7 protein-coding genes, 10 tRNA genes and 2 rRNA genes are annotated in these 11,107 nt (G+C 45.7%); 18 read left to right on the top strand and 1 reads right to left on the bottom strand.

Features of this window, described 5'->3' with window-relative positions:
- Positions 1-183: 183 nt before the first annotated feature.
- The 13 genes from V1500_RS00920 (at position 184) to rocF (ending at position 5,752) form a co-directional block, all read left to right on the top strand.
- Positions 184-3,129 (top strand): 23S ribosomal RNA (locus V1500_RS00920).
- 308 nt (positions 3,130-3,437) lie between these two features.
- Positions 3,438-3,554 (top strand): 5S ribosomal RNA (gene rrf, locus V1500_RS00925).
- Positions 3,555-3,604: 50 nt separating this feature from the next.
- A tRNA-Asn gene (locus V1500_RS00930) sits at positions 3,605-3,679 on the top strand.
- A 1-nt stretch (position 3,680) separates the two neighbouring features.
- A tRNA-Thr gene (locus tag V1500_RS00935) sits at positions 3,681-3,753 on the top strand.
- Positions 3,754-3,777: 24 nt separating this feature from the next.
- A tRNA-Glu gene (locus tag V1500_RS00940) sits at positions 3,778-3,852 on the top strand.
- 13 nt (positions 3,853-3,865) lie between these two features.
- Positions 3,866-3,941, top strand: a tRNA-Val gene (locus V1500_RS00945).
- A 7-nt stretch (positions 3,942-3,948) separates the two neighbouring features.
- Positions 3,949-4,024: transfer RNA gene (locus V1500_RS00950), tRNA-Thr, on the top strand.
- Between the two features lie 8 nt (positions 4,025-4,032).
- Positions 4,033-4,117 (top strand) — tRNA-Tyr (locus V1500_RS00955).
- A 73-nt stretch (positions 4,118-4,190) separates the two neighbouring features.
- Positions 4,191-4,265: transfer RNA gene (locus V1500_RS00960), tRNA-Gln, on the top strand.
- A gap of 1 nt (position 4,266) precedes the next feature.
- A tRNA-Lys gene (locus V1500_RS00965) sits at positions 4,267-4,339 on the top strand.
- Between the two features lie 57 nt (positions 4,340-4,396).
- Positions 4,397-4,471 (top strand) — tRNA-Gly (locus V1500_RS00970).
- Between the two features lie 16 nt (positions 4,472-4,487).
- Positions 4,488-4,563, top strand: a tRNA-Ala gene (locus V1500_RS00975).
- Between the two features lie 286 nt (positions 4,564-4,849).
- Positions 4,850-5,752: an arginase gene (gene rocF / locus V1500_RS00980; protein WP_409303808.1), complete on the top strand. Its 903-nt coding sequence runs from the start codon at positions 4,850-4,852 to the stop codon at positions 5,750-5,752.
- Between the two features lie 39 nt (positions 5,753-5,791).
- Here rocF and V1500_RS00985 read toward each other — a convergent pair whose 3' ends face one another.
- Positions 5,792-5,950 (bottom strand): aspartyl-phosphate phosphatase Spo0E family protein, encoded by a 159-nt coding sequence (locus V1500_RS00985; protein ID WP_409305878.1) that lies wholly within the window; start codon positions 5,948-5,950, stop codon positions 5,792-5,794.
- Between the two features lie 168 nt (positions 5,951-6,118).
- Between V1500_RS00985 and sigW the strand changes: the two genes are divergently transcribed.
- From sigW to glmM, 5 genes are all read left to right on the top strand, one after another.
- Complete coding sequence (sigW, locus tag V1500_RS00990) at positions 6,119-6,682, top strand: RNA polymerase sigma factor SigW (protein WP_409303809.1); 564 nt, start codon at positions 6,119-6,121, stop codon at positions 6,680-6,682.
- A gap of 16 nt (positions 6,683-6,698) precedes the next feature.
- Complete coding sequence (locus V1500_RS00995) at positions 6,699-7,286, top strand: zf-HC2 domain-containing protein (RefSeq protein ID WP_409303810.1); 588 nt, start codon at positions 6,699-6,701, stop codon at positions 7,284-7,286.
- A gap of 223 nt (positions 7,287-7,509) precedes the next feature.
- Positions 7,510-8,331, top strand: coding sequence for a diadenylate cyclase CdaA (gene cdaA / locus V1500_RS01000; RefSeq protein WP_409303811.1), 822 nt, complete (start codon positions 7,510-7,512; stop codon positions 8,329-8,331).
- Positions 8,324-9,634, top strand: coding sequence for a YbbR-like domain-containing protein (locus tag V1500_RS01005; protein ID WP_409303812.1), 1,311 nt, complete (start codon positions 8,324-8,326; stop codon positions 9,632-9,634). The genes cdaA and V1500_RS01005 overlap by 8 nt, the downstream gene beginning before the upstream one ends.
- Before the next feature lie 56 nt (positions 9,635-9,690).
- Positions 9,691-11,040 (top strand): phosphoglucosamine mutase, encoded by a 1,350-nt coding sequence (gene glmM, locus V1500_RS01010; protein ID WP_409303813.1) that lies wholly within the window; start codon positions 9,691-9,693, stop codon positions 11,038-11,040.
- Positions 11,041-11,107: the final 67 nt, after the last annotated feature.

An 11,107-nucleotide genomic window follows, 5' to 3' on the forward strand; every position in this document is an offset into this window, starting at 1 on the left:
TAACAGTAATAAGGCAAATTTTTTGCGTCAATTTTCAAAACACCGAGATGTAAAACTGATAATTTGTCAGGACCGAGGGATTCGAGGAAGCAATCGAGCGAGCACCGGAGCGTATTGCACATACGTGAGGAGTGAGCGAGTGAAGCTGACGAAGAAGGCCGACGGTCATCACAAATTAGCAATGGTTAAGTTAGAAAGGGCGCACGGTGGATGCCTTGGCACTAGGAGCCGATGAAGGACGGGACTAACACCGATATGCTTCGGGGAGCTGTAAGTAAGCTTTGATCCGGAGATTTCCGAATGGGGAAACCCACTGCCCGTAATGGGGCAGTATCCTTACCTGAATAAATAGGGTATGGAAGGCAGACCCGGGGAACTGAAACATCTAAGTACCCGGAGGAAGAGAAAGCAAACGCGATTTCCTGAGTAGCGGCGAGCGAAACGGAATTAGCCCAAACCAGAAGGCTTGCCTTCTGGGGTTGTAGGACACTCTATATGGAGTTACAAAGGAACGGGGTAGATGAAGAGGCCTGGAAAGGCCCGTCAGAGAAGGTAAAAACCCTGTAGTCGAAACTTCGTTCCCTCCTGAGTGGATCCTGAGTACGGCGGGACACGTGAAATCCCGTCGGAAGCAGGGAGGACCATCTCCCAAGGCTAAATACTCCCTAGTGACCGATAGTGAACCAGTACCGTGAGGGAAAGGTGAAAAGCACCCCGGAAGGGGAGTGAAACAGATCCTGAAACCGTGTGCCTACAAGTAGTCAGAGCCCTATGGTCTTTTTAAGACAACGGGTGATGGCGTGCCTTTTGTAGAATGAACCGGCGAGTTACGATTTCATGCAAGGTTAAGTTGATGAGACGGAGCCGCAGCGAAAGCGAGTCTGAACAGGGCGAATGAGTATGAGGTCGTAGACCCGAAACCAGGTGATCTACCCATGTCCAGGGTGAAGTTCAGGTAACACTGAATGGAGGCCCGAACCCACGCACGTTGAAAAGTGCGGGGATGAGGTGTGGGTAGCGGAGAAATTCCAATCGAACCTGGAGATAGCTGGTTCTCTCCGAAATAGCTTTAGGGCTAGCCTCAGCGTAAGAGTCTTGGAGGTAGAGCACTGATTGGACTAGGGGCCCCCATCGGGTTACCGAATTCAGTCAAACTCCGAATGCCAAAGACTTGTCGCTGGGAGTCAGACTGCGAGTGATAAGATCCGTAGTCAAAAGGGAAACAGCCCAGACCGCCAGCTAAGGTCCCAAAGTATACGTTAAGTGGAAAAGGATGTGGAGTTGCTTAGACAACCAGGATGTTGGCTTAGAAGCAGCCACCATTTAAAGAGTGCGTAATAGCTCACTGGTCGAGTGACTCCGCGCCGAAAATGTACCGGGGCTAAACGTATCACCGAAGCTGCGGATTGACACCGATGGTGTCAGTGGTAGGAGAGCGTTCTAAGGGCGTCGAAGCCAGACCGGAAGGACTGGTGGAGCGCTTAGAAGTGAGAATGCCGGTATGAGTAGCGAAAGAAGGGTGAGAATCCCTTCCACCGAATGCCTAAGGTTTCCTGAGGAAGGCTCGTCCGCTCAGGGTTAGTCGGGACCTAAGCCGAGGCCGAAAGGCGTAGGCGATGGACAACAGGTTGATATTCCTGTACCACCACTTCATCGTTTGAGTGATGGGGGGACGCAGGAGGATAGGGCAAGCGCGCTGTTGGATATGCGCGTCCAAGCAGTCAGGCCGGAAACGAGGCAAATCCCGTTTCCACAAAGGCTGAGCTGTGATGGCGAGGGAAATATAGTACCGAAGTTCCTGATTCCACACTGCCAAGAAAAGCCTCTAGCGAGATGAATGGTGCCCGTACCGCAAACCGACACAGGTAGGCGAGGAGAGAATCCTAAGGTGTTCGAGAGAACTCTCGTTAAGGAACTCGGCAAAATGACCCCGTAACTTCGGGAGAAGGGGTGCTTTTTAGGGTGAATAGCCCGGAAAAGCCGCAGTGAATAGGCCCAGGCGACTGTTTAGCAAAAACACAGGTCTCTGCGAAGCCGCAAGGCGAAGTATAGGGGCTGACGCCTGCCCGGTGCTGGAAGGTTAAGGGGAGAGGTTAGCGTAAGCGAAGCTTTGAACCGAAGCCCCAGTAAACGGCGGCCGTAACTATAACGGTCCTAAGGTAGCGAAATTCCTTGTCGGGTAAGTTCCGACCCGCACGAAAGGCGTAACGATCTGGGCACTGTCTCAACGAGAGACTCGGTGAAATTATAGTACCTGTGAAGATGCAGGTTACCCGCGACAGGACGGAAAGACCCCGTGGAGCTTTACTGCAGCCTGATATTGAATTTTGGTACAGCTTGTACAGGATAGGTAGGAGCCTTTGAAGCCGGAGCGCAAGCTTCGGTGGAGGCGTCGGTGGGATACTACCCTGGCTGTATTGAAATTCTAACCCGCGCCCCTCATCGGGGCGGGAGACAGTGTCAGGCGGGCAGTTTGACTGGGGCGGTCGCCTCCTAAAAGGTAACGGAGGCGCCCAAAGGTTCCCTCAGAATGGTTGGAAATCATTCGCAGAGTGTAAAGGCACAAGGGAGCTTGACTGCGAGACCTACAAGTCGAGCAGGGACGAAAGTCGGGCTTAGTGATCCGGTGGTTCCGCATGGAAGGGCCATCGCTCAACGGATAAAAGCTACCCCGGGGATAACAGGCTTATCTCCCCCAAGAGTCCACATCGACGGGGAGGTTTGGCACCTCGATGTCGGCTCATCGCATCCTGGGGCTGTAGTCGGTCCCAAGGGTTGGGCTGTTCGCCCATTAAAGCGGTACGCGAGCTGGGTTCAGAACGTCGTGAGACAGTTCGGTCCCTATCCGTCGCGGGCGCAGGAAATTTGAGAGGAGCTGTCCTTAGTACGAGAGGACCGGGATGGACGCACCGCTGGTGTACCAGTTGTCTTGCCAAAGGCATCGCTGGGTAGCTATGTGCGGACGGGATAAGTGCTGAAAGCATCTAAGCATGAAGCCCCCCTCAAGATGAGATTTCCCATGGCGCAAGCTGGTAAGATCCCTGAAAGATGATCAGGTTGATAGGTCAGGGGTGGAAGCGTGGTGACACGTGGAGCTGACTGATACTAATAGATCGAGGACTTAACCAATATATATCGGTTCGCTGGCTAATGGCGTCACATCCTGTGACAACGCCAGCATGACCCACATCCTGTGGGCCTGGTGACTGCTTAGCTTCGACAGACGTTGGAGAGCCGGACCGCAAATCCCTCGGATTTGTGAGGACGGATCGAAACGGCCGAGAAGTTAGGAGCCGTAGCTGGACAACATTCATTGTTTTGAAAACATGCAAAAACCTTACCTGTTATCTAGTTTTGAGGGAACAAAATTTCCTCTTGAAAAACTATATCAAAAGAATTATAATAAATATTGTCTTTTGATAGTTAAAAGAATAATGTCTGGTAGTGATGGCGAAGAGGTCACACCCGTTCCCATTCCGAACACGGAAGTTAAGCTCTTCAGCGCCGATGGTAGTTGGGGGATCTCCCCCTGTGAGAGTAGGACACTGCCAGGCAGCATTATTCTAAGTAATGCGAAGACGAGTATTAGGAAACATTATATTATTCCGCAGTAGCTCAGTGGTAGAGCATTCGGCTGTTAACCGAACGGTCGTAGGTTCGAGTCCTACCTGCGGAGCCATGCTTCCATAGCTCAGTAGGTAGAGCACTTCCATGGTAAGGAAGAGGTCAGCGGTTCGAGCCCGCTTGGAAGCTCTCTATTTAAAAGAATTTAGTTATGGCCCCTTGGTCAAGCGGTTAAGACACCGCCCTTTCACGGCGGTAACACGGGTTCGAATCCCGTAGGGGTCACCAGTTTCATATATTTGGAGGATTAGCTCAGCTGGGAGAGCACCTGCCTTACAAGCAGGGGGTCGGCGGTTCGATCCCGTCATCCTCCACCATATTTATGCCGGTGTAGCTCAATTGGTAGAGCAACTGACTTGTAATCAGTAGGTTGGGGGTTCAAGTCCTCTTGCCGGCACCATTTTATGTGGAGGGGTAGCGAAGTGGCTAAACGCGGCGGACTGTAAATCCGCTCCCTCCGGGTTCGGCGGTTCGAATCCGTCCCCCTCCACCATTTTCAGTGACTGATTATATTTTCTTATATTTGGGCATTATATAATTAGTCGATGAATCTGCCTCATAATTTTTGGGCTATAGCCAAGCGGTAAGGCAACGGACTTTGACTCCGTCATGCGTTGGTTCGAATCCAGCTAGCCCAGCCAAGAGCCATTAGCTCAGTCGGTAGAGCATCTGACTTTTAATCAGAGGGTCGAAGGTTCGAGTCCTTCATGGCTCATTAAAACATAAATATATTTCACTTTCTGCAAGAAATTACGATTATTTATAATTAAATGCGGAAGTAGTTCAGTGGTAGAATACAACCTTGCCAAGGTTGGGGTCGCGGGTTCGAATCCCGTCTTCCGCTCCACTGCAAATGTTCAATTGGGGCCTTAGCTCAGCTGGGAGAGCGCCTGCCTTGCACGCAGGAGGTCAGCGGTTCGATCCCGCTAGGCTCCACCATCTAACTACATAACACCAAATATATCGTCTTAAACCGTTAGGTTTAAGGCTTTTTTTATGCATTAAAGATGGGATTGCTAGATGATAACCTATAGTATTCATAGCATCTCGGTTTTTCCTGTGGCCATTTTTTTAATATTCGCTGTATCATATCATCCCCGTGAATTTAAAGAACGTATTGAATATCGTTTTTCTGTTAATCGGAAAACGTATACTTATACATTTTTTTGTCGAGTTGAACCATCTGAATTTTCAGTTATAAAATAGAGAAAAGGAGGATGGATTTATGAGTGTCAAAAAGATAACTATGATTGGGCTGCCGATGGACCTTGGGCAAACCAGGCGGGGAGTCGATATGGGTCCTAGTGCAATCCGTTATGCAGGTGTGGTAGAGAGGTTAGAACGTTTGAATATAGAAGTAGATGACTTGGGAGATATAGCAATCGGACGGCCTAAATTGGTACATAATCCAAACTCAAATCTGAAAAATTTAAAGCTTGTTGCAGAGGCCAACGCATTGCTGGCACATAGAGTCGATGAAATTATTGAAAGTGGCTCCTTTCCGTTGGTACTTGGCGGTGACCATAGCATTGCGATTGGTACACTTGCCGGAACCGCTAAACATTATGAAAACCTGGGTGTTATCTGGTATGATGCACATGGTGATTTAAATACAGAAGAAACATCTCCTTCAGGAAATATTCATGGTATGCCATTGGCTGTAAGTCTCGGATTGGGACATGAGGATCTAGTGAATCTGCATGCCTACACACCGAAAATAAAACCCGAAAATGTAGTGATCATAGGGGCCAGATCTCTTGATGAGGGAGAACGCCAGTTGATTCGTGAGAAAGGCATAAAAGTATTCACCATGCATGAAATTGATCGTTTAGGCATGACTAAGGTGATGGAGGAGGCTATCCGTTATTTAAAGGATAGAACAGATGGTGTTCATTTATCACTTGATTTGGATGGTTTAGACCCGTCAGATGCTCCAGGTGTAGGGACACCGGTCATTGGCGGGATCAGCTACAGGGAAAGTCATCTGGCAATGGAAATGCTGGCGGAAGCAGGTATCATTACATCTGCTGAATTTGTTGAGGTAAACCCTATCTTGGATGAGAGAAATAAAACGGCAACAGTTGCTGTTGCGTTAATGGGTTCGCTTTTCGGCGAAAAACTCCTATAGGCGGTTAAGCTCAATATTAAAAAAACAGTAACCTTCGGGTTACTGTTTTTTAGAAAGATCGAAGTATTTTATGATTAATTTATCTAATTCAGTACTCGCTTCTACAACTTGCTTATCGATCATGGAAGAATAGGATGCCAAGTTTATCATTTTCCTTCTGGATTCCTCTATGCGGTTTAATAAATTTTCCCCTGTCATCACAGCTTCCCTCATTTCCAATCAATCTTTAATTGCTTTTTACCCATATAAGCAATTAGCAAACATAAACTGTAAATCTTTGTTAAAATTAAAGGGGTAATTTTGTAACCTTTTAGCTAGCGATTCGTAAATATCGTATAGCCGCATGAGCGGGGGTAATTTAATTAAATGGAAACAGTCGTTAAAGCGAGAATTAAACAGGTTTTAAAGGGAGACCAAAATGCTTTTGGAGAGCTCGTCGAACTCTATAAGGATAAGGTTTATCAGATTTGCTACAGGATGCTTGGAAACCGACATGAAGCAGAGGATATGGCCCAGGAAGCTTTTGTGAGAGCTTACGTAAATATACGTAGCTTTAATATCAAAATGAAATTTTCCACTTGGCTTTATAGAATTGCGACGAATCTTTGTATCGACCGTATAAGGAAGAAAAAACCGGATTACTATTTAGATGCGGAGGTAGCAGGCACCGAAGGGCTGGATATGTATTCTCAAATAGCAGCCGATTCCGCCCAGCCGGAGGAAGAATTGGAATCTTTAGAGCTTCGGGAAGCCGTACAGGCAGAAATCCTGAAACTGCCTGATAAATATAGATCAGTGATCGTGCTTAAGTATATGGAAGAACTATCGTTGAAAGAAATCAGTGACATTCTTGACCTCCCGGTGGGCACTGTGAAGACCAGGATACACCGAGGCCGGGAAGCATTAAAAAACAAGCTGCGGCATTTATAAAGAGTAGGTGAGCGAAATGAAATGTCCTCAAGAGATAATAGTTTATATGCATGAATTTTTAGATCAAGAAATTAGCAAGGAGCATGAGAACGAATTGAGGCAGCATTTAAAGGGCTGTGAATCATGCCAAAAATACTTCCAGGAATTAAAAAGAACAGAGGCACTTGTGCAAAGTACTTCCAGAATCACAGCTCCCGCTGACTTTACACAAAAGGTCATGTCCAGTCTGCCTAAGGAAAAGCGTAACGTTGGGGCAAGGCGCTGGTTCCGCAACCACCCACTGGTGACTGCAGCATCGCTTTTTATCCTTCTAATGGGAAGCGCTATGTTTTCCACATATAAGCAGGATCAAAATTTCTCGGTAACAAAACAGCCTAACTTAATTGTTCAGAATGAGACGGTAATCGTTCCCCAAGGAAAGACCGTGGAAGGGGATATAGAGGTCCATAATGGGGATATAAGGATTGAGGGTAAAGTAAATGGAGATGTCACCGTCATTAATGGACATCAATATATGGCAGCAGCGGGCAATGTGACTGGTGAGATTGAAGAGGTAGACCAAGTTTTTGAATGGTTATGGTTTAAGATTAAACATTTATTCTAAAAACGAAACTTCAAATATTAAGCTATCCCAGGCTTGCTTGGTTAGATGGACAGTTAGCAATTCACATCAAACCAGCCGGCATCGCGGGATAGCTTTTTTTGGACATCCTATCTAGTATGAATCTATAATGTTTAGGAAAAAGACCGATAAAACTATGTTATAATAATTAAGTTATCATTTTTGAATCAATTGCCTAAAAGCATTGCCGACTGGAGGAAGTAACATGTCGTTAACTAACTTTACTTTCCTTGACTCCTTAGTTAATTTAATTGATATTCTCCTGGTCTGGTTCGTTATATATAAACTCTTGATGGTAATTCGGGGCACAAAGGCGGTTCAGCTTTTAAAAGGGATATTTGTGATTGTTGTAGTCCGAAGCTTGAGCAGTCTTGTAGGATTGAATACCCTCAAATGGTTAATGGATCAGGCTATGACTTGGGGATTTCTGGCGATTATTATCATTTTTCAGCCAGAGCTGCGGCGTGCATTGGAACAGCTGGGGAGAGGAAAGCTTTTCTCACGAAGTGCCGCTCAGGAGGAAGAAGAGCAAGACCGATTAGTTGAAGAAATAGTTAAGGCCACTGCCTATATGGCCAAACGTCGCATAGGTGCTTTAATCTCAGTTGAAAGAGAGACAGGGTTAAGCGACTATATTGAAACTGGTATTCCGCTGGGATCCCTTGTTTCAAACGAATTATTAATTAATATCTTTATTCCGAACACCCCGCTCCATGATGGAGCTGTTATTATCCAGAATAACCAGGTTGCCGCTGCAGCTTGTTATCTGCCTCTTTCAGAGAGCCCATTTATTTCGAAGGAACTAGGTACAAGGCATAGGGCTGCTCTAGGAGTAAGTGAGGTAACAGATAGCGTTACAATTATCGTGTCTGAGGAAACCGGCAATATCTCTCTTACGAAAAATGGAGAATTGCATCGAGACTTGGATCAAGAAACATTCAGAGCTATTCTAATGGATGAACTTGTTAACGATAATAAGGCTGCTTCTTCGACACGCTGGAATTGGAGGGGGAAGAAAAATGGATAAATTCATGAATAGCACCTGGTTTATCAGAGCTGTTGCTCTTGCATTGGCTGCGTTGTTATTCACATCTGTTAACATAGATCCTGAATCCAATAAGAATACACTAGGGTTCTCTTCTCCAGAAATTGATACAGAAACAGTAAAAGACGTTCCGGTCGAGATTGTGTATGATAGAGAAAACCTTGTTGTGACAGGGGCTCCCAAGACAGTGGATGTCACTTTAAAGGGTGCAAGACCGCTTGTTATCAATGCCAAAAATTTAAGGGAGTTCAAAGTTTATATAGACTTGTCTGATCCAAAAATTTTATTGGGCAAAAAGCGAGTTCCATTAAAGTTAAAGAATATTAATGAAAAATTATCCGCTACTATTAATCCTGGTTATGCCGAAGTGACTATTCAGGAAAGGGTTACCAGAGAGTTTCCTGTAGAACCAGACTTTAATCGTTCATTATTAGAGGAAGGTTATACAGCCGACAAAGTAATGGTGGACCCCCAGTCAGTCAAGATTACCGGAGCAAAAGACATCATTGATCAAGTTTCGGTGGTTAAAGCATTGGTGGAATTAAATAGAGGAATTGACGAAACTGTGCACCGTGAAGCAAGAGTAAGTGCGCTTGATAAAAACTTAAATAAACTTAATGTGGTAATCGAGCCGGAGGTTGTAAATGTTTCTGTGGTTGTCAGTATAGCTTCAAAAACCGTTCGCATTATACCTGTGCAGACTGGATCTCCAGCAGGTGACACCGAAATTGCAAGCATAAATGCAGAGCCGAGGGAAGTCACATTGTATGGGAAACAGGAAGTGCTTCGAAATATTGACCAGATCACCGTCCCGGTTGACGTAAGCGATATAACGGATGACGAAGAAGTGACGGTGCCCCTTCCTCTTCCTGATAATGTAGCCAGGATGTCGAGGGACACAGTAAAGGTAAACATCAAAACATCAAGAGCGGCGCCCGACACAGCACAGGAGCAAAAAGATAACGCAAATAGCGATCAAGAGGCTGCAGCTGAAACGACAACAAAAAATATAGACAATCTGACAATAGAGACCGTGGGCATCCCGGATGGCAAACAAATCGAATTCCTTACTCCGAATGATGGCAAGGCAGGCATAATCCTCACGGGCAATCCAGACGAGCTGGATCAGGCAGATACAGACACAATACAATTATCTGTCGATGTGAGCGGACTGGATAATGGGAAACATGATATTCCCATCCAAGTGAAGGTGCCAAGCGGAATAAAGTGGGAACTTGAGAATAAAACTGCGACCATCTCGGTGAGTGACGCCAACGCAGAATAATAGAAAGCATAAGTGAAAGCAATTCAATGCATAATTCCACGAAGGAGCGAATCGAAATGGGTAAATATTTTGGTACTGACGGAGTAAGAGGAGTTGCCAATAGTGAATTGACGCCCGAAATGGCGTTCAAACTTGGCCGTTTTGGAGGATATGTATTAACAAAAGATAAGGAGCGCCCTAAAGTTTTGATTGGACGAGATACAAGAATATCCGGACATATGCTTGAAGGTGCCCTTGTGGCAGGACTGCTTTCCATAGGGGCAGAGGTGATGCGACTGGGAGTGATCTCCACTCCGGGAGTCGCTTACTTGACAAAGGCTCTAAGTGCCGAGGCCGGTGTAATGATTTCTGCATCGCATAATCCGGTAGCTGATAATGGAATAAAGTTTTTTGGCCCAGACGGCTTTAAGCTTTCTGATGCACAGGAAGAAGAAATAGAAAAACTTATCGATATAGAGGAAGATCGGTTACCTAGACCTGTTGGCAAAGACTTAGGTCATGTGAATGATTATTTTGAGGGCGGGCAGAAGTATATCCAATATCTGAAGCAAACGGTAGATGAGGATTTTACAGGTATCCACATTGCACTTGACTGCGCTCATGGAGCTACGTCATCGTTAGCTACTCATCTTTTCGCTGATTTGGATGCTGATATATCGACAATGGGTGCTTCCCCAAATGGATTGAATATTAACGAAGGAGTAGGATCTACCCACCCAGAAGCTTTGGCGGCCTTCCTTACTGAAAAAGGTGCGGATATAGGACTTGCGTTCGACGGGGATGGCGACCGTTTAATTGCTATTGATGAGAATGGAAATATTGTGGATGGCGATCAAATCATGTACATCTGTGCCAAATATTTAAAAGAACAAAACCGATTAAAGCACTCTACTGTGGTCTCCACTGTAATGAGTAATCTTGGTTTTTACAAAGGGTTAGGGGTGCATGGCATTCAAAGCGTGCAGACTGCAGTAGGGGATCGTTATGTAGTAGAACAAATGAAAAACGGCGGTTACAACCTCGGCGGCGAACAATCGGGACATATTATTTTCCTCGATTACAATACAACAGGCGATGGGTTATTAACAGGTTTACAGCTTGTTAATATTATGGCTGTAACCAAAAAATCTCTGTCTGAGCTGGCAAGCGAGATGAAGAAGTACCCACAGGTGCTGATAAATGTCAGAGTGTCAGATAAATATGGGGTTACTGAAAATGCTAAAGTACATGAAGTCATCCGACAGGTTGAGGAAGAGATGGATGGAAACGGCAGGATTTTAGTACGCCCTTCCGGTACTGAGCCATTGGTCCGTGTTATGGCTGAAGCTCCAACTGAAGAATTATGCCGGGAATATGTAGAGCGGATTGTTTCTGTGGTAGAGGCAGAAATGGGTCTGGAAGGGTAACCTTCATACGGTGCACGTATCATGCATAAGAGGAACTACTTTTCCTCTTATGCATATTTTTATATAA

The organism is Peribacillus sedimenti, assembly GCF_046237635.1.
GTDB classification, from domain to species: domain Bacteria; phylum Bacillota; class Bacilli; order Bacillales; family DSM-1321; genus Peribacillus; species Peribacillus sedimenti.